Raw genomic sequence first — 19,257 nt, 5'->3', positions numbered from 1 at the left:
AGGGTTGCCGTTCGAGTTGAAACAAGAGTCGGCACCATCATGCCGCAGGATGCGCCTGCGGATGAAACAAGCGGCAAGCGGGCCTCAGGAGGCCAGCGCTTCCATCAGGTCGGTCTCGATGGCCAACTGCGTCTTCTGGCCCTGCAGTTCGGGCCCGCTGATCAGGAAGGTGTCTTCCACGCGCTCGCCGAGCGTCGTGACCTTGGCGAGCTGCAGGTTCAGGTGATGCCGGGCGAGCACGCGCGCCACCGAATAGAGCAGCCCGGCGCGGTCGCTGGCCGAGATGTTGAGCAGCCAGCGCTGGGCCTTGTCGTCGGGCAAAAGGCTGATGCGCGGCTTGATCGGAAAGCTGCGCACGCGCCGCGACACGCGGCCCACGCTGGGCGGGGGCAGGGGGCCGGCTTCGGTCAGCGTCTGCGCCAGGCCCGACTCCACCATGCTGATGAGATCGCGGTAGTGGTCGGGCAGGAAGGTGGTCACCACCTGAAACGTGTCGAGCGCGTAGCCGTTGGTCGCGGTGTGCACTTTCGCATCGAGAATGCTGAACGAGGCCTGGTCGAAGTAGCCGCAGATGCGCGCGAACAGGTCGGGCTGGTCGGGCGTGTAGACCACCACCTGCAGGCCTTCGCCCACCGGCGAAAGACGGGCCCGCACGATCGGCGGCGCCTTGGGGTCGATGGGCACGTTGGGCGGCGGCACGAAGCGCGAGAGCTGCTTGGCATGCCAGGCGATCTCGGTGGCCTCGTGGCGCATGAAGTAGCCGACGTCGAGCGTGGCCCACAGGGCCTTGTGGGCCTCGAAGGGCTGCGCGTGCAGGGCCAGCTGCACCAGCGCCTCGCGCTTGCGCGATTCCACCTCGGCGTCGGGATCGGGCATGCGGCCGCCGAGCGCGCGCAGCGTGTAGCGGTACAGGTCTTCGAGCAGCTTGCCCTTCCAGGCATTCCACACGCGCGGCGAGGTGCCGCGGATGTCGGCCACCGTCAGCAGGTAGAGCGCCGTGAGGTAGCGCTCGTTGCCCACGCGCCTGGCGAAGGCGCCGATCACCTCGGGGTCGCTCAGGTCCTGCTTCTGCGCGACCTGGCTCATCACCAGGTGCTCCGCAACCAGGAATTCGATCAGCCTGGAATCCTCGCGCGCGATGCCGTGCTGCTTGCAGAAGCGCTGCACGTCGCGTGCGCCGAGCGTGGAATGGTCGCCGCCGCGGCCCTTGGCGATGTCATGGAACAGCGCCGCCACGTAAAGGATCCATGGCTTGTCCCAGCCCGCCGCAAGCTGCGAGCAGAACGGGTACTCATGCGCATGCTCGGCGATGAAGAAGCGCCGCACGTTGCGCAGCACCATCAGGATGTGCTGGTCCACCGTGTACACGTGGAACAGGTCATGCTGCATCTGCCCCACGATGCTGCGGAACACCCGCAGGTAGCGCCCCAGCACCGAGGTCTGGTTCATGAGCCGGAACGCATGCGTGATGCCGTAGGGCTGCAGCAGGATGCGCATGAAGGTCTGGTGGTTGACCGGGTCGTTGCGGAACTTGCTGTCCATCACGTGGCGCGCGTTGTAGAGCGCGCGCAGCGTACGGGCCGACAGGCCCTTCACGCCGATGGTCTTCTGGTAGAGCAGGAAGGTCTCGAGAATGGCGTGCGGCTCGCGCTCGTAGAGGTCGTCGCTCGCAATCTCGATGAGGCCTGCGCGCTCGAAGAAGCGTTCGTTGATCGGCGTGTGCTGCTCGTCCACCGGCTGCAGCCGCTCCGCGATGTTCAGCAGCAGGATCTGGTTGAGCTGCGACACCGCCTTGGCCGCCCAGTAGTAGCGGCGCATCAGCGCCTCGCTCGACTTGCGCTGCGATTCGCTTTCATAGCCGAAGCTTGCCGCCACCGCGGTCTGCAGGTCGAACACCAGGCGGTCCTCGCGCCGGTTGGCAATCACGTGCAGGCGCGCGCGGATCAGCGAGAGCAGCGCTTCGTTGCGCTTGATCTGCTGTGCCTCGAACGAGGTGGCCAGGCCGTTCTTGGCCAGGTCGTCCCAGCGGCTGCCGAAGCCCGCGGCCTTGGTCATCCAGAGGATGGTCTGCAGGTCGCGCAGGCCCCCCGGCGATTCCTTGCAGTTGGGTTCGAGCGCGTAGGGCGTGTTGTCGAACTTCTGGTGGCGGTGGCGCATTTCCTGCGACTTGGCCACGAAGAAGGCCTGCGGATCGATGGCGCGTGCAAAACGCCGGCGGAAGCCCACGAAGAGCTTCTTGTCGCCCGTGATCAGCCGCGATTCGAGCAGCGAGGTCTGGACCGTGACGTCCTTCTCGGCTTCGGCCAGGCACTCGTCGACGGTGCGCACGCTGGAGCCGATCTCGAGCCCCGCGTCCCAGCAGTGGCCGATGAAGGCCTCGATGCGCGCAGGATCGATCGCGCCGGCCTCGCCCTCGGGCGGCAGCAGCAGCAGCACGTCGACATCGGAGTAGGGAAACAGCTCGCCGCGGCCGAAGCCGCCCACGGCCACCAGCGCGAGCGCGTCGCCGAAATCGGCCTCGCGCCAGAGCGTGCACAGCGTCTGGTCGGCCAGGGCCGACAGCTGCCGCAGCACCGTGTGCACGCTGCGCGTGGGCGCGCGCGCAAAGCGCAGGGTGTCGAACAGCGCCAGCTTCCTGGCGCGATAGGCCTCGCGCAAGGTGGCGACATCGATCTTGGCGGGTTCGATCACGGCAGTGTCCGGAGCCGTGCGCCGCTCGCGCGGCTCACGTTTTCGTGGAAGTGACGAACGAGGGCAGGGGTGGGCTGCCTTCGGACAGCGTGAGCACCTCGTAGCCCGTTTCGGTGACCAGCACCGTGTGTTCCCATTGCGCCGACAGCGAATGGTCGCGGGTGACGATGGTCCAGCCGTCGTACTGGCCGCCCTTGAAGTCTTCCTTCACCTCGCGCTTGCCGGCGTTGATCATCGGCTCGATGGTGAAGATCATGCCGGGCTTGAGTTCTTCCAGCGTGCCCGGACGGCCGTAGTGCAGCACCTGCGGTTCTTCGTGAAAACGCTGGCCCACGCCGTGGCCGCAGAATTCGCGCACCACCGAATAGCCCTGGCCTTCGGCGAATTTCTGGATCGCGTGGCCGACGTCGCCCAGGTGGGCGCCCGGGCGCACCTGCAGGATGCCGTGCCACATGGCTTCGAAGGTGATGCTGCACAGCCGCTTGGCGGCAATGGAGGCATCGCCGATGATGTACATGCGGCTGTTGTCGCCGAACCAGCCGTCCTTGATGACGGTCACGTCGACGTTCATGATGTCGCCCTTCTTCAAGGGCTTGTCATTGGGAATGCCGTGGCAGACCACGTGGTTCACCGAGGTGCAGAGCGACTTCGGGAAGGGCACGCTGCTCGCGCCCATGTAGCCCACGGTGGCCGAGGTGGTGCCCTGCTTGACCATGTATTCGGCGGCCAGGCGGTCGACGTCGTTCGTGGTGATGCCGGGCTTGATGAGGGGCGTGAGGTAGTCCAGCACCTCGGAGGCCAGGCGGCAGGCGACGCGCATGGCTTCGATGCCTGCGGCGTCTTTGTAGGTAATGCTCATCCCGGAATTATCCCATTCACCAGAAGAACCTGCCCCCGACGCGGAGCACTTCGTGCCCCGCTGCCCCCCGAGGGGGGCGGCCAACTTGGGGCGGCCCGGCATTGGCCTAAAATTCAGGGCTTACGCGGATGGCCCCAGTCAGCGGCCATCCGCCCAGATTTCTTGATTTCCAACGCGGCCCCAGAGGCCTCCATCCGACCGTGACGCAGCCCGCACCTCAAGCCCTCCCCGTCGTAACCTTTTTCGAGGGCGGCAGCGCACTCAGCGATTTCCGCGCGCGGCAGCTGCTGCCGAAGCTGCAGGCGATCGATGCGCGCATCGAGGGCGTCAGCGCCCGTTTCGTGCACCTGGTGGTCACCGACGCGGCGCTCGATGCGGCCGGCCGCGAGCGCTTTGCCGCGCTCCTGGCTTACGGCGAGCCCTTCGAGGCGCCGGCCAAGGCGGGCACCTCGGTGGTCGTCACGCCGCGCCTGGGCACCGTCTCGCCCTGGGCCTCCAAGGCCACCGACATCGCCCACAACTGCGGCCTGGCGCTGCGCCGGGTCGAGCGCGTCACCCAGTACCACCTGAAGCTCAAGGCCCCGCTGATCGGCAAGGCGCCCGTGCTCGAAGGCGACCTGCTGGCCGCCGTGGCCGTCCCGCTGCACGACCGCATGACCGAATCGGTGCTGGCCACGGTCGAGCAGGCCGCCAGCCTTTTCAGCGAGCTGCCGGCCCAGCCGATGGCGCTGGTCGACGTGCAGGGCGGGGGCCGCGCCGCGCTGGTGGCGGCCAACACGGGTTTTGGCCTGGCGCTGGCGGAAGACGAGATCGACTACCTGGTCGAAGCCTTCACCCGGCTCGGACGCAACCCGAGCGACGTCGAGCTGATGATGTTCGCGCAGGCCAACAGCGAGCACTGCCGCCACAAGATCTTCAATGCCAGCTTTGCCATCGACGGCCAGGCCCAGCCGCAGAGCCTGTTCTCGATGATCCGTCACACCGAGAAAGAGAACCCGCAGCACACGGTGATCGCCTATGCCGACAACGCCTCGGTGATGGAGGGCACGACGGTCGAGCGCTTCATTCCGGCTCCGGATTCGCAGAGCTATCAAAAAGATAGCGCGCTGAGCCATGTGCTGATGAAGGTCGAGACGCACAACCATCCGACCGCCATTTCGCCGTTCCCGGGCGCCTCGACCGGCGCGGGCGGCGAGATCCGCGACGAAGGCGCCACCGGCCGCGGCTCCAAGCCCAAGGCCGGCCTGACCGGTTTCACGGTGTCGAAGCTCTGGCCGGAAGAGGGCCACTACGGCAAGCCCGAGCACATTGCCAGCCCGCTGCAGATCATGACCGAGGGCCCGCTGGGCGGCGCCGCATTCAACAACGAGTTCGGCCGGCCCAATCTGCTGGGCTACTTCCGCGAATACGAGCAGACCGTGGCGAGCGACGTCGACACGGTGCAGCGCGGCTACCACAAGCCCATCATGATCGCGGGCGGCCTTGGCAGCATCGACGCCACGCAGACGAAGAAGATCCAGTTCCCGGCCGGCTCGCTGCTGATCCAGCTCGGCGGGCCCGGCATGCGCATCGGCATGGGCGGCAGCGCCGCGAGCTCGATGGCCACGGGCGCCAACGCAGCCGAGCTCGACTTCGACTCGGTGCAGCGCGGCAATCCCGAGATCGAGCGCCGTGCGCAGGAGGTCATCAACCACTGTTGGCAGCAGGGCGCGGCCAACCCGATCCTCGCGATCCACGACGTGGGCGCGGGCGGCCTGAGCAACGCCTTCCCCGAGCTGACCAACGACGCCGGCCGCGGCGCGCGCTTCGACCTGCGCGCGGTGCCGCTCGAAGAGTCGGGCATGGCGCCCAAGGAAATCTGGTGCAACGAAAGCCAGGAGCGCTACGTGCTGGCCATCGCGCCCGAATCGCTCGAACAGTTCAGGGCCTTCTGCGAGCGCGAGCGCTGCCCGTTCTCGGTGGTGGGCGTGGCGACCGAGGAGCGCCAGCTGCTGGTGGCCGACGAGGGCGGGGCCATGCAGCCCGTCGACATGCCTATGGACGTGCTGCTCGGCAAGCCGCCCAAGATGCACCGCGACGTGAAGAGCGTCGCCCGCACCTTCAAGCCGCTCGACCTCACGGGCGTCGACCTGCAGAAGGCCGCCATCGACGTGCTCTCGCATCCGACCGTGGCCTCCAAGCGTTTTCTGATCACCATCGGCGACCGCACCGTGGGCGGCCTGAGCCACCGCGACCAAATGGTCGGCCCCTGGCAGGTGCCGGTGGCCGACTGCGCCGTGACGCTGGCCGACTACAAGGGCTTTGCCGGCGAGGCGATGAGCATGGGCGAGCGCACGCCGCTGGCTGCGCTCGACGCGCCGGCCTCGGGCCGCATGGCCGTGGCCGAGGCCATCACCAACCTGCTGGCCGCGCCGATCGAGCTCTCGCGCGTGAAGCTGTCGGCCAACTGGATGGCCGCCTGCGGCGAGCCCGGCGAAGATGCCGCGCTGTATGAAACCGTGAAGGCCGTGGGCCTGGAGCTGTGCCCGGCGCTGGGCGTGTCGATTCCGGTCGGCAAGGATTCGCTGTCGATGCGCACGCAGTGGAAGGACGACGAGCAAGCGAAGAAGGTCACCTCTCCCGTGAGCCTGATCGTGACCGCCTTCGCCACGCTGGCCGACGTGCGCGGCACGCTCACGCCGCAGCTCGATGCCGCCGAGGCCGACACCACGCTGGTGCTGATCGACCTGGGCCGCGGCCAGCATCGCATGGCCGGCAGCATCCTCGCGCAGACGCTCAACCAGAGCGGCGACACGGTGCCCGACCTCGACGACCCGGCGCAGCTCGTCGCGCTGGTCAACGCCGTGAACGCGCTGCGCGCCGACGGCAAGATCCTGGCCATGCACGACCGCAGCGACGGCGGCCTGTTCGCCACCGCCTGCGAGATGGCCTTTGCCGGCCACGTGGGCGTGGCGCTCAACGTCGACATGCTGGTGACCGAAGGCGACGGCATCTCCGACAGCCGCATGGAAACCGGCGACGCCAAGAACTGGGCGCAGCAGGTCAGCGCGCGGCGCGAGGAGCTCACGCTCAAGGCGCTGTTCAACGAAGAGCTCGGCATGGTGCTGCAGGTGCGCACGGCCGAGCGCAACGATGTGATGCAGGTGCTGCGCGCCCACGGCCTCAGCGCCCACAGCCACTTCGTCGGCAAGACGCGGCCCGCCAGCTCCACGATGGATGCCGGCAAGGGCAAGCTCGAAGTCTGGCGCGATGCCAAGGCCGTGTTCAGCGCAACGCTGCAGGACCTGCACCAGGTGTGGGATTCGGTCAGCTGGAAGATCGCCCGCGAGCGCGACAACCCGGCCTGCGCCGATGCCGAACATGCCGCAGCGGGCGATCCTTCGGACCCGGGCATGCACGTCTTCCTCCCTCTCCCTCCGGGAGAGGGCCGGGGTGAGGGCAGCAGCCTCAACGCCCCCGCCATCCTGCAGTCCCGCCCCAAGGTCGCGATCCTGCGCGAGCAGGGCGTCAACTCGCACGTCGAGATGGCCTACGCCTTCACCGAGGCCGGCTTCGAGGCCTTCGACGTCCACATGACCGACCTGCAGGCCGGCAGGGCGGACCTCGCCGACTTCAAGGGCGTGGTGGCCTGCGGCGGCTTCAGCTACGGCGACACGCTGGGCGCCGGCATCGGCTGGGCGCGCAGCATCACCTTCAACCCGAAGCTCGCCGAGCAGTTCAAGGCCTTCTTCGGCCGCGAAGACACCTTCGGCCTGGGCGTGTGCAACGGCTGCCAGATGTTCGCCGAGCTGGCCGACATCATCCCGGGCGCCGAGGCCTGGCCGCGCTTCACCACCAACCAGAGCGAACGCTTCGAGGCGCGCCTGTCGATGGTCGAGGTGCTCGAATCGCCGAGCATCTTCTTTGCGGGCATGGCGGGCACGCGCCTGCCGATCGCGGTGGCGCACGGCGAGGGCTATGCCAACTTCAAGCACCGCGGCGATGCCGCCAAGGCCATTGCCGCCATGCGCTTCGTGGACAACCACGGCAATCCGACCGAGCAGTACCCGTTCAATCCGAACGGCAGCGCCGGCGGCCTGACCTCGGTGACCACGCCGGACGGCCGCTTCACGGCCGTGATGCCACACCCCGAGCGCGTGTTCCGCAACATCCAGATGAGCTGGACCGGCGGCGACCGGAGCGAGCTGAGCCCCTGGATGCGCATCTGGCGCAACGCGCGCCGCTGGGTGGGCTGAAAGAAAGAGCCCGGAACGAAAAAGCGGCCCGCGGGCCGCTTTTTTCATGGGGCAGGAAAGCCGTGAGGCTTACTCGACCTTGGCCTTCGCGCGCAGCTCTTCCTGGTACTTCTGCAGGCGCTGCTGCTGCAGCTGCTGCGTGATCTGCGGCTGCACTTCTTCCAGCTTCGGCAGTTGCGCCTGGCGGACGTCGTCGACGCGGATGATGTGATAGCCGAACTGCGTCTTGACGGGGGCGGGCGTGGTCTCGCCCTTCTTGAGCTTGATCATTGCCTCGGAGAACTCGGGCACGAAGCTCGCGGGGTTGGCCCAGTCGAGATCGCCGCCATTGGCGCCCGATCCCGGGTCCTTGCTCTGCTTCTTGGCGATGTCCTCGAACTTGGCGCCCTTCTTCAGGTCGGCCATGATCTTCTTTGCCTGGTCTTCGGTCTCGACCAGGATGTGGCGGGCCTTGTATTCCTTGCCGCCGTTGGCCGCCACGAACTTGTCGTACTCGGCCTTCACCTCGGCGTCAGAAACCGGACTGGTCTTGCGGTAGTTCTCGAACAGCGCGCGGATCAGGATGGCCTGGCGGGCGAGTTCGAGCTGGTTCCTGTAGTCGTCGGTGGCGTCCAGGCCCTGCTTCTGCGCTTCCTGCATGAACACTTCGCGCGCGACGATTTCCTCGCGCAGCTGGCCCTGCATTTCCGGCGTGACCGGACGGCCGGCTGCCGCCAGCTGCTGGGCCAGCACGTCCATGCGCGCCTTGGGCACGGGCTTGCCGTTGACGATGGCTGCGTTCTGCGCCACGGCCGCCAGAGGAATCGCACCGAGCAGCGCTGCGGCCGCAACGGCCTGCAAGAGTTGTTTTTTCATGAAATGAATATCAGGCTGGAGGGGAAATGCGCGTGTAGGAAAAAGCGCGTGGAAAAAAGCGGAGAAGAAGAGGAGCGGGAAGAAGAAATGGGGTCGGGCCGCCGCGGCCGTATCGGCGCGTGCCGGCAATCGAACGACTCAGAGCACCTCGATGGCGATGGCGTGCAGACCCTGTGCGATAAAAACTTGGAGGGCATCATACACAAGGCGATGGCGCGCCACGCGGGGCTTCCCTTCGAACAGTGGGGAAGCGATGCGAACCCGGAAATGGGTGCCCCGGCCCTCGGCATTGGCGCCCGCATGGCCGGCATGGGCGCCGCTCTCGTCGATCACCTCGAGCGTGGTGGGCTGCAGTGCCTGGCGCAGCGCGGCCTCGAGGTCGCGCGCCGTGGGCAGCGGATGGGTGGTGGCGGTGCTCATACGGAGGGTTCGTCGTTCTTGAGGTGCGGCGAGATGTAGAGGCCCTGCGCCACCAGGAACACGATCGGGAACACGTAGCCCCAGAGCTTGAAGTTGACCCATGCCTCGGTCGTGAAGTACGCCGCCACGTAGCCGTTGATGGCCGCCATGAAGAAGCAATAGCCGATCCACGCCACGTTCAGGCGCCCCCAGATGCGGTCCGGCAACTGCAGCTGCGAACCCAGCAGCATCTTGAGGAAGTTCTTCTTCAGCGCCCAGAGCGCCACCGCCAGCGCAATGGCCATGGCGCCGTACAGGACCGTGGGCTTCCACTTGATGAAGCGGTCGTCGTGCAGCACCAGCGTGAGCGTGCCGAACAGCAGGATCAGCACCAGCGTGGCCTTCTGCATGGCCTGCAGCTTGCGCTCCATGGCGTAGATGATGCCCATCTGCAGCACGGTGGCGGCCATCAGCACGCCGGTGGCGGTGTAGATGTCGGCCAGCTTGTAAGCGCCGAAGAACAGCAGGATCGGAAAGAAGTCGAGGATCAGTTTCATTTTTTCTTGAAGTCGAGCGAGGCCGAGTTCATGCAGTAGCGCAGGCCGGTTTCGGTGGGACCGTCGGGAAACACGTGGCCCAGGTGGGCGCCGCAATTGGCGCAGACGTTCTCGGTGCGCACCATGCCGTGCGAGCGGTCGACGATGTTCCGGATGGCGCCCGGCACCGCCTCTTGCGAGAAGCTGGGCCAGCCGCAGCCCGCATCGAACTTGGTGCCCGATTCGAACAGCTTGGCGCCGCAGCAGATGCAGTGGTAGGTGCCGTCGTCCCAGTGCGCCTCGTACTTGCCGGTGAAGGGCCGTTCGGTGGCCGCGTGGCGCGTGACCTCGAAGGCCGCGGGCTCGGCGCCTTTTTCGGCAAGCAGGGCCTTCCATTCGGCGTCGGTTTTCTCGATGGGAGTGGTCATGATGAGCAGCTGATTTCGATCGTGGAGGCCCAGTCGGGCGGGAACCCGGCATAGGCATCGGCGCCGGGATGTTCTTCAAATGGGGTTTCGAGCAGGGCCAACAAGGTTGCCACAGCCGAGAAGTCTTTCTGGCTGGCCGCTTCGATGGCCTGCTGGCCCAGGTGGTTCCGCAGCACGTACTTCGGATTCGATTCGAGCATCAGGTCCGCGGCTTGGGCGCGTTGCAGTTGCGCATGCCGCTGCGAAAAGGATAGCAGCCAGGCATCGAAGCCCGCGCGGTCCAGGAACAGGTCGCGCACCGGTTCGGCGTTGCCGTCGGCCATGTGCTGCGACAGGCGGCGCCAGAAGATGGTGTAGTCGACCTTTTCGGCGGCCAGCAGCTTCAGCACGCCCTCGATGAGCGCGCGGTCGCCTTCGGCGGGCTCCGCGAGGCCGAGCTTGGCGCGCATGCGGCCCTCGAATTCGCGCGGGAACACCGTCTTGTAGGACTCCAGCGCGGCGACGGCGATTTCCTGGTCGCCGATCAGCGGCAACAGCGCCTGCGCCAGGCAGAACAGGTTCCAGTAGGCCACGTTGGGCTGCTGGTTGAAGGCATAGCGCCCGCTGGTGTCGCTGTGGTTGCAGATGTGGCGCGGATCGAAGCCGTCCAGGAACTGGAACGGCCCGTAGTCGATGGTGAGCCCGAGGATGCTCATGTTGTCGGTGTTCATCACGCCGTGGCAGAAGCCCACGGCCTGCCACTGCGCGAGCAGGGCGGCGGTGCGCTCGCTCACGGCTTCCAGGAAGGCCGCGTAGGCATTGCCGTTGAAGCGGTCGGTGGTGCGGCAGGCCGGGTAGTAGCGATCGATGACGTAGTCGGCCAGCGCGTGCAGCTCGGCGTCGCGCTGGTTGGCCGCAAAGTGCTCGAAGTGGCCGAAGCGGATGAAGCTGGGCGCCACGCGGGTCACGACCGCGGCGGTTTCGGGCACTTCGCGGTACACGCGTGCGTCGGAGCCCGTGACGCAGAGCGCGCGGGTGGTTGGGATGCCCAGGCCGTGCATGGCCTCGCTGCAAAGGAATTCGCGGATGCTGGAGCGCAGCACGGCGCGGCCGTCGGCGCCGCGCGAGTGGGGCGTGCGGCCCGCGCCCTTGAGCTGCACTTCGAGGCCGCCCTCGGTTTCGCCGAGCATGATGGCGCGGCCATCGCCGAGCTGGCCGGCCCAGACGCCGAACTGGTGGCCGCTGTACACGGTGGCGAAGGGCAGCGTTCCGGCGACGGGCAGGTTGCCGGTCAGTGCCGCCAGCGTGCCCTCCGATTGCCGCCAATCGGCCGGCAGGCCGAGCAGGCGGGCCGCTGCCTCGCTGTGGCCCACCCAGTAGGGGGGATCGGGCAGGGGCGTCGGCCGCAGTTCGGTGAGAAAGGCGGGGCCCAGCGCCCGGAATCCGGGTTTCCAGCGCAATCCCAGGTCCGCGGCGGCCGTGTCTTCAGCAAGCAAGCTCATGCCCGGATTGTCCGGCAGAGCGCGAGACCCCTGGCGATGCGGGCCATCGGAAGGTCGAGGCCCCTTCAGTGGGCCAGCGCCGGCGTGTCCCAGATGCGCGCCCGGTATTGGGCGGGCGGCAGCCCGAACCAGCGCTTGCAGGCCCGGAAGAAGTTGCTGCTGTCGACGAAGCCGAGCATGTCGGCCACGTCGGTGAGCGTGTGGCGGTCTTCCGCCAGGTACTGCTGCGCCAGTTCGCGGCGGGTGCGATCGAGCAGCGACTGGAACGACACCGACTCTTCCTGCAGCCGCCGCTGCAGCGTGCGCTCCGCAAGGCCGAGGCCCGCGGCCACGTCCTGCCGGCGCGGTTCGCCTTGCGGCAGCCGGCGCGCGATCTCGGCGCACACCAGGGTGCTGGTGGTGGTCTGGCCCAGCAGGTTCAGCTGCTCGTCCAGCAGGTGCTCCTGCATTTCGCCCAGCGTGGGGTGATGGGTGGGCAGCGGCATCGCCATGTCGGCCGCCGACAGCAGCAGCCGGTTGGCCGGCGCGTTGTAGCGGATTGCGCAGCCGAAGGCCTCGCGGTGCAGCCGGTCGTCGGCCGGCGGCGGATAGACGAATTCGAGCGCCAGCGGCTGCAGCTCGCGCCGCGTGAGCCACTGGCACTGCATGAAGACGGTCAGCAGGGCGTATTCGACGCGCTGGCGCGGAATCGGCAGGCTGCCGCCGGTGTGCTCCATCACCATCCAGCAGCCGCGCGCCTCGCGCTGCAGCGAGAAGGCGGTCGCGTCGGAGATGACCGCCATGTAGCGCGTGAGCCGCGCGAGCGCCGCGCCCAGGTCGGCGCTGCAGGCCATGGCGTGGCCGACCGTGCCCAGCTTGCTGTGCGTGGCGGCCAGGTCGCGCGCGAGGCCCAGCGTGGGCTTGCCGGCGCGCGCCACCGCCAGCTGCCAGAGCACCGAGATCTCGTCCACCGGAATGCGGGTGTTCTGCCGATGCAGCGAATCGGGGTCGAAGCCCGCGTCGCGCAGCAGCGAGGGCACGTCGATTCCTTCGGCCTCGAACATCGAGAGCACGCCTTCGAGCCAGGCGGCCGAACTGGTCCGCAGCTCGGGCTGCTGCGCGCAGCCGGACCGGCGTTGCGGCCGGCGCTGGGCATGCGGCATGGAGGCTCCTGAAGTCATTGAATTGGCGCGCTTGCGATAGCGGCGGAAACGGCGTGCGTTCCTAGAATTTTTGAGGGGTTCGGCGGGCCGGAGTATGGCCACCGGACGCGCAGGCAGGAATTCCGATTAACCCGGTGTGGAGACAAAAAATGGACAAGGCACTGACAGCAGCGCTACGCGCCCGGCCAGAAAACCAGGGCATGGCGGCAACGGCCACGGCAGCGGCGGCGCGGGCACTGGCCGCGGCGGCCTGCCTGGCCCTCGCGGCCTGCGGCGGCGGCTCCTCGGGCGGGTCGTTCTCGTTCCTGCCGGCCGCGCCGCCTGCGCCGCCGCCGCCAGCCGCGCCGCCGCCGGCCGCCGACGGTCCCATGGTGCGCCAGACCACCGCCGGCAAGATCGAGGGCGTGGACGACAGCGCCAGCTCGGGCACCTGGTCCTGGAAGGGCGTCCCCTTCGCGCAGCCGCCGGTCGGCGCGCTGCGCTGGCGTGCGCCGGTGGAACCCGAGGCGTGGAGCGGCATCCGCCCGGCCGCGAAGTTCGGCAATGCCTGCCTGCAGATCGGTCGGCTCTTCAGCCCCGGCGCCAACAACACCTACGACGCCACCATCGGCACCACGCTGGGCAAGCCGGTCGGCAGCGAGGACTGCCTGTTCGTCAACATCTGGCGGCCCGCGACGGACGAGCGGAACCTGCCCGTGCTGCTGTTCGTGCACGGCGGCAGCAATATTTCGGGCTACACGGCCGATCCGCTCTACGACGGCGCCCGGCTCGCGAAGGCCGCCAACGCGGTGGTCGTCACCGCCAGCTACCGCCTGGGCATCCTGGGCTTCCTGAACATGCCGCAGCTGCGCCCGGGCGGCAGCGCGGGAGACGACTCGGGCAACTTCGCGCTGCTCGACAACATGGCGGCGCTGCGCTTCATCAAGAACAACATCGCGAACTTCGGCGGCGATCCGGGCAACGTCACGCTCTCAGGCGAATCGGCCGGCGCCACCAACCTGCTGGCGGTGATGACCTCGCCGATGGCCAAGGGCCTGTTCCACAAGGCCTTCGAGATGAGCGGCGGCATCTCGCTCGCGAGCAACCTGCCGCCAGGCACGCTGCCGACCCTGGCGCCGGCAGCGGCTTCGCTCGCGCAGGGGCAGTCGATCCTCGAGAAGCTGCTCGTGGCCGACGGCACCGCCGCCGACGCGGCCGCCGCCAAGGCCTACATCGGCACGCGCACGCCGGCCCAGATTGCCGAGTACCTGCGCGCCCAGGAGGGTGGGGCGATGCTGGCCACGGTGGTCGCCAACGGCCTGGGCAGCGTCGCGCCGATTCCCGACGGCACGGTGCTGCCGGCCGATCCGATCGGCGCCATCGCGGCCGGCAACTACGCCAAGGTGCCGATGCTGGCCGGCAACACGCGCGACGAGGGCAAGCTCTTCGCCTCGCTGCTGGGAACCATCGGCTTCCCGAAGCCGGGCTGGATCGTCACCGATGCCCAGCGCTTCTCGATGATGTTCAACTTCGACCCCGATGCACCGCCCACGCTCACGGTGGCCGACATCATCGACGCGTCCTACCTTCCGGTAGACACGCCCGGCACCGGCTACAACGCGGCCACCGCCGTCATCACGAAAGGCCTGTTCGAGGCCAACCGCGACAACCTGCTCAACACCATGAAGACGCACCAGTCGAACATCTGGCACTACCGCCTGGACTGGGCGCAGGAGCCCTCGTCGTGGAACGACGTGTACGGGGCCGCGCATGCCTTCGACCTGCCGTTCGTGTTCGGCAACTTCAGCGGCTCGCTGCTCAGCAACGTGATGGGCGGCAAGGCCAACCAGGCGGGCCGGCTCGCGCTGTCCAGGGCGGTGATGGCCAGCGTCGGCGCCTTCATGCGCAAGGGCGACCCGAACACGCCCGAACTTGGTGCAACCTGGGCGACATGGCCGTCGCAGCTGCGGCTCGATGCCACGCCCTCGGCGGCCGTGGTCACGGCGGCGCAGGCCGTGCCTTGATCGGGCGCATCAATGAGCCGCTCCGTTCAATCCGGCAGTGCGGGTTTGTGTCATTGTGGAAGTGGCCGAAGCTTGCGTGAATCCGTTGTCCGCAAGCTTTCATGAAGTCATTTCAAAAAGGAGTCCGTAGATGCTGGGTTTGATGCAAGACCAACCGCTCTTGATCTCGTCGCTGATCGAGTTCGCCGAGCGCCACAACGGCGACGGCGAGATCGTCTCGCGCCGGGTCGAGGGCGACATCCACCGCACGACGTGGGGCGGGATCGCATCGCGCGCCCGGCAGGTGGCCAATGCGCTGGACGGCGAGCAGCTGCTGTTCAGCGACCGCATCGCCACGCTGGCGTGGAACGGCTACCGGCACCTGGAACTGTACTACGGCGTGAGCGGCAGCGGCCGCGTGCTGCACACCATCAACCCGCGCCTGCACCCCGACCAGATCGCCTGGATCGCCAACCACGCGGAAGACCAGATCCTGTGCTTCGACCTGAACTTCCTGCCGCTGGTGCAGGCAGTGCACGCCAAGTGCCCCACGGTGCGCAAATGGATTGCCCTGTGCGACGCCGACAAGCTGCCGGCGGACAGCGGCGTGCCCAACCTCGTGAGCTACGAAAGCTGGATCGGCGGGCAGTCCACCGGCTACGACTGGCCCACCTTCGACGAGAACTCGGCCTCGAGCATGTGCTACACGAGCGGCACCACCGGCAACCCCAAGGCCGCGCTCTACAGCCACCGCTCGACCATGCTGCATGCCTACGCCGCGGCGCTGCCTGACGTCATGCGGCTGTCGGCGCGCGACTCGGTGCTGCCGGTGGTGCCGATGTTCCACGTCAACGCCTGGGGCATTCCGTACTCGGCCGCGCTGGTGGGCTGCAAGCTCGTGTTTCCGGGTCCGGCGCTCGACGGCAAGTCGGTGTACGAGCTGATCGAATCCGAGGGCGTGACCTTCGCGGCCGGCGTGCCCACCGTGTGGCAGATGATGCTCGGCCACATGCAGGCCAACGGCCTGAAGTTCAGCAAGCTCAACCGCACGGTGATCGGCGGCTCGGCCTGCCCGCCGGCCATGATCACGGCGTTCCAGGAGATCTACAGCGTCGAGGTGCTGCATGCCTGGGGCATGACCGAGATGAGCCCGCTCGGCACGCTGTGCACGCTCAAGAACAAGCACCTGTCGCTGCCGCCCGATGCGCAGCTGCAGATCCGCATGAAGCAGGGCCGCGCGATCTTCGGCGTCGACATGAAGATCGTCGACGGCGACGGCAAGGAGCTGCCCTGGGACGGCAAGGCCTACGGCGACCTGTTGGTCAAGGGCCCCTGGATCGTGAAGGAATACTTCAAGGGCGAGGGCGGCGATCCGCTCATCCGCGACGCGCAGGGCCGCGGCTGGTTCCCCACGGGCGACGTCGCCACCATCGACGCCGAGGGCTACCTGCAGATCACCGACCGCAGCAAGGACGTGATCAAGTCCGGCGGCGAGTGGATCAGCTCCATCGAGATCGAGAACATCGCCGTCGCGCACCCGGCCGTGGCCATGGCCGCCTGCATCGGCGTGTACCACCCCAAGTGGGACGAGCGGCCGATCATCGCGGTGGTGAAGAAGCCCAACGCCGAGGTCGCGCGCGAGGAGCTGCTGAAGTTCTACGAGGGCAAGACGGCCAAGTGGCAGGTGCCCGACGACGTGGTGTTCGTCGAGGCGATTCCGATCGGCGCCACCGGCAAGATCCTCAAGACCAAGCTTCGCGAACTGCTCAAGGACTACAAGCTGCCCACCTGCTGACCCCGCGCCAAGGCCTGGCCGCACTGTCGCGCATGCGATAGCAAGGCCGCTTCGGCGGCCTTCCTTCCGGGCAATCCCTGTGCGGCGAAGAAAAGGGCGCTTGTACGCTGGCATCCCGCCTTTCACTCCGGAGACTCTTCATGCAATTTGCCATCAAGTCAGCAGCCGCCTGTGCCATGTTGGTCGGCATGACGGCCGCACTCGCCCAGAAGGGCGAGACCGTCAAGATCGCCTGGCTCGATCCGCTGTCGGGCCTGATGGCGGCGGTGGGAACCAACCAGCTCAAGACCACGCAGTTCCTGGCCGAGGAGTTCAACAAGAAGAATGCCTCGGGCGTGAAGTTCGAGATCATCGCGATCGACAACAAGCTCAGCCCGCAAGAGACGACCGCGGCGCTGCGCTCGGCGCAGGACCAGGGGGCGCGCTACATCACCCAGGGCAACGGCTCGGGCCCGGCGCTTGCGATCATCGACGCCGTCGAAAAGAACAACGCGCGCAATCCCGGCAAGGAACTGCTCTACCTGAACTACGCGGCGGTGGACCCCGACCTCACCAACAGCAAGTGCAGCTACTGGCACTTCCGGCTCGACGCCGACACCTCCATGAAGATGGAAGCGCTGACCACCTGGATGAAGGACCAGCCCGACATCAAGAAGGTCTACATCCTTGGCCAGAACTATTCGCACGGCCAGCAGGTGTCGAAGTTCGCGAAGGAAGACCTGAAGGCCAAGCGCCCCGACATCCAGATCGTGGGCGACGACCTGCACCCGCTCGCGCAGGTGCGCGACTTCTCGCCCTACATTGCCAAGATCAAGGCCTCGGGCGCCGACACGGTCATCACGGGCAACTGGGGCTCCGACCTGTCGCTGCTCATCAAGGCGGCGAACGACTCGGGGCTGGACGTCAAGTTCCTGACGTACTACGCGCCGGGCGCTGGCACGCCCACGGCCATGGGCGCCACCTCGGCAGGCAAGGTCTACACCGTGGCCTATGCCCACTACAACATGGGCGGCGAGATCCAGCGGCTTCTTGCCGGCTACAAGAAGAAGATGAACGACGACCTGACGCAGTCCTCGATCTATCACACGTTCGCATTGCTCGATGCCGCTTTCGTCCAGACCAAATCGACCGACCCGGTCAAGGTGGCCGCGGCACTCGAAGGCATGAAGATCAAGAGCTTCAACGGCGAGGTCGAGATGCGCAAGGCCGACCACCAGCTGCAGCAGGGCCTGTACATCTCGCGCTGGGAGAAGGCGAGCGCCAAGTACCCCTACGACGCCGAGAACACCGGCTACACGAATGTCCCCGTGAAGTACTACGAGTCGTATGTGGCGAGCACGCCCACCACCTGCCAGATGAAGCGCCCCTGAGCATCCACGTGATGGCGTTTCCTACCCGCTGGTAGCAGCTGCCTACCGCGCGGTAGCAAGCTTGAGAAATGCAGTGTCGCCTGCGCGATAGAAACGGGCCTTGCGGCCGCCTCCTTACGGGCATTCCCTGAGGGTAGGGGCCACAAACGCTTGTACTCTCGTGCGGCCATTTGAATCGGTTTGACCAGGAGAAATAGATCGTGAAGTTCGCTCTGAAAATCGCTACCGCCTCCATCCTCGCAGCGAGCGCCGCCGGCGCGCTGGCCCAGAAGGGCGAAACCGTGAAGATCGCCTGGCTCGACCCGCTGTCGGGCCTGATGGCCGCCGTTGGCACCAACCAGCTCAAGACCTTCCAGTTCCTGGCCGAGGAGTTCAACAAGAAGAACGCGGCCGGCGTGAAGTTCGAGGTCATCGCCATCGACAACAAGCTGAGCCCGCAGGAGACCACCAGCGCGCTGCGCTCGGCCATGGACCAGGGCGCACGCTACGTGGTGCAGGGCAACGGCTCCGGCCCGGCGCTGGCCATCATCGACGCGCTCGAGAAGCACAACGCCCGCAACCCGGGCAAGGAAGTGCTCTACATCAACTACGCGGCGGTCGACCCCGACCTCACCAACAGCAAGTGCAGCTACTGGCACTTCCGCCTCGATGCCGACACCTCCATGAAGATGGAAGCGCTGACCGCCTTCATGAAGGAGCAGCCCGACATCAAGAAGGTCTACCTCATCAACCAGAACTACTCGCACGGCCAGCAGGTCTCCAAGTTCGCCAAGCAGAACCTCAAGGACAAGCGGCCCGATGTCGAGATCGTGGGCGACGACCTGCATCCGCTGGCCCAGGTGCGCGACTTCTCGCCCTATATCGCCAAGATCAAGGCTTCGGGTGCCGACACCGTCATCACCGGCAACTGGGGCTCCGACCTCGCGCTGCTCATCAAGTCGGCCAACGACTCGGGCCTGAACGTCAAGTTCTACACCTACTACGCCGTGACCAACGGCACGCCCACCGCCATGGGCGCGGCTTCGGACGGCAAGGTCTACCAGGTGGGCTACAGCCACTACAACGCGCCCGGCCCCGTGCAGCCGCTGATGAACGAGTTCAAGAAGAAGTTCAACGACGACATGTACACCACCGACATCTACACGGTGTACGCCATGCTCAGCGAAGCCTTCGTGCGCACCAAGTCGACCGAGCCCGTCAAGGTGGCGGCCGCGATGGAAGGCATGAAGTTCAAGAGCTTCAACGGCGATGTCGAGATGCGCAAGTCCGACCACCAGCTGCAGCAGGGCCTGTGGATCACGCGCTGGCAGAAGGCCGACGCCAAGAACCCCTACAGCCCGGAGAACACCGGCTACACGCTGGCGCCCGTCAAGTTCTACGAAGCCTACGTTGCGAGCACGCCCACCTCGTGCCAGATGAAGCGGCCCAACAACTCCTGATCGCCCGATCGCGCGCCGACCGGTCGAGGCCCGACTTCAACACTC

General features: G+C 67.0%; 13 protein-coding genes. 5 read left to right on the top strand and 8 right to left on the bottom strand.

What is annotated here, in order from left to right; translation table 11 throughout:
- Positions 1-84 precede the first annotated feature (84 nt).
- Positions 85-2,691 (bottom strand): [protein-PII] uridylyltransferase, encoded by a 2,607-nt coding sequence (locus ACAM58_RS14175; RefSeq protein WP_012748044.1) that lies wholly within the window; start codon positions 2,689-2,691, stop codon positions 85-87.
- A gap of 34 nt (positions 2,692-2,725) precedes the next feature.
- Positions 2,726-3,550, bottom strand: a complete 825-nt coding sequence (gene map / locus ACAM58_RS14170; protein WP_018904501.1) for a type I methionyl aminopeptidase — start codon at positions 3,548-3,550, stop codon at positions 2,726-2,728.
- Positions 3,551-3,750: 200 nt separating this feature from the next.
- On the opposite strand from map, the gene purL reads away from it, so the two are divergent.
- A complete protein-coding gene (gene purL / locus ACAM58_RS14165) occupies positions 3,751-7,785 on the top strand; it encodes a phosphoribosylformylglycinamidine synthase (protein ID WP_369663053.1) in 4,035 nt (1,344 codons plus the stop codon).
- Positions 7,786-7,854: 69 nt separating this feature from the next.
- Here the strand turns inward: purL and ACAM58_RS14160 are convergent, their stop codons facing one another.
- The 6 genes from ACAM58_RS14160 to ACAM58_RS14135 all read right to left on the bottom strand — a co-directional run bounded on the left by ACAM58_RS14160 (position 7,855) and on the right by ACAM58_RS14135 (position 12,626).
- Positions 7,855-8,640: a peptidylprolyl isomerase gene (locus ACAM58_RS14160; RefSeq protein ID WP_012748041.1), complete on the bottom strand. Its 786-nt coding sequence runs from the start codon at positions 8,638-8,640 to the stop codon at positions 7,855-7,857.
- Positions 8,641-8,778: 138 nt separating this feature from the next.
- Entirely contained in the window at positions 8,779-9,060 is a 282-nt protein-coding gene (locus ACAM58_RS14155) for a BolA family protein (protein WP_012748040.1), read from the bottom strand.
- Positions 9,057-9,596 (bottom strand): septation protein A, encoded by a 540-nt coding sequence (locus ACAM58_RS14150; RefSeq protein WP_369663052.1) that lies wholly within the window; start codon positions 9,594-9,596, stop codon positions 9,057-9,059. Before ACAM58_RS14150 ends, ACAM58_RS14155 begins: the two co-directional genes overlap by 4 nt.
- Positions 9,593-10,003 (bottom strand): peptide-methionine (R)-S-oxide reductase MsrB, encoded by a 411-nt coding sequence (gene msrB, locus ACAM58_RS14145; RefSeq protein ID WP_369663051.1) that lies wholly within the window; start codon positions 10,001-10,003, stop codon positions 9,593-9,595. Before msrB ends, ACAM58_RS14150 begins: the two co-directional genes overlap by 4 nt.
- A complete protein-coding gene (locus tag ACAM58_RS14140) occupies positions 10,000-11,484 on the bottom strand; it encodes a YdiU family protein (protein ID WP_369663050.1) in 1,485 nt (494 codons plus the stop codon). Before ACAM58_RS14140 ends, msrB begins: the two co-directional genes overlap by 4 nt.
- Positions 11,485-11,549: 65 nt before the next feature.
- Complete coding sequence (locus ACAM58_RS14135; RefSeq protein ID WP_369663049.1) at positions 11,550-12,626, bottom strand: AraC family transcriptional regulator; 1,077 nt, start codon at positions 12,624-12,626, stop codon at positions 11,550-11,552.
- A 200-nt stretch (positions 12,627-12,826) separates the two neighbouring features.
- Here ACAM58_RS14135 and ACAM58_RS14130 point away from each other — a divergent pair, with 200 nt between their 5' ends.
- The 4 genes from ACAM58_RS14130 (at position 12,827) to ACAM58_RS14115 (ending at position 19,212) form a co-directional block, all read left to right on the top strand.
- On the top strand, positions 12,827-14,629 hold the full coding sequence (locus tag ACAM58_RS14130) for a carboxylesterase/lipase family protein (RefSeq protein WP_369663048.1): 1,803 nt from the start codon (positions 12,827-12,829) through the stop codon (positions 14,627-14,629).
- A gap of 130 nt (positions 14,630-14,759) precedes the next feature.
- Positions 14,760-16,403: a 3-(methylthio)propionyl-CoA ligase gene (locus ACAM58_RS14125; protein ID WP_369663047.1), complete on the top strand. Its 1,644-nt coding sequence runs from the start codon at positions 14,760-14,762 to the stop codon at positions 16,401-16,403.
- Between the two features lie 140 nt (positions 16,404-16,543).
- Complete coding sequence (locus tag ACAM58_RS14120; RefSeq protein ID WP_012748033.1) at positions 16,544-17,773, top strand: branched-chain amino acid ABC transporter substrate-binding protein; 1,230 nt, start codon at positions 16,544-16,546, stop codon at positions 17,771-17,773.
- 200 nt (positions 17,774-17,973) lie between these two features.
- Positions 17,974-19,212, top strand: a complete 1,239-nt coding sequence (locus ACAM58_RS14115) for a branched-chain amino acid ABC transporter substrate-binding protein (protein WP_012748032.1) — start codon at positions 17,974-17,976, stop codon at positions 19,210-19,212.
- Positions 19,213-19,257 lie beyond the last annotated feature (45 nt).

This window comes from Variovorax sp. V116 (genome assembly GCF_041154435.1).
Lineage (GTDB): Bacteria > Pseudomonadota > Gammaproteobacteria > Burkholderiales > Burkholderiaceae_C > Variovorax > Variovorax paradoxus.
Note: the sequence above shows the minus strand (reverse complement) of the source record. Positions and strands in the feature narration are given on the sequence as shown.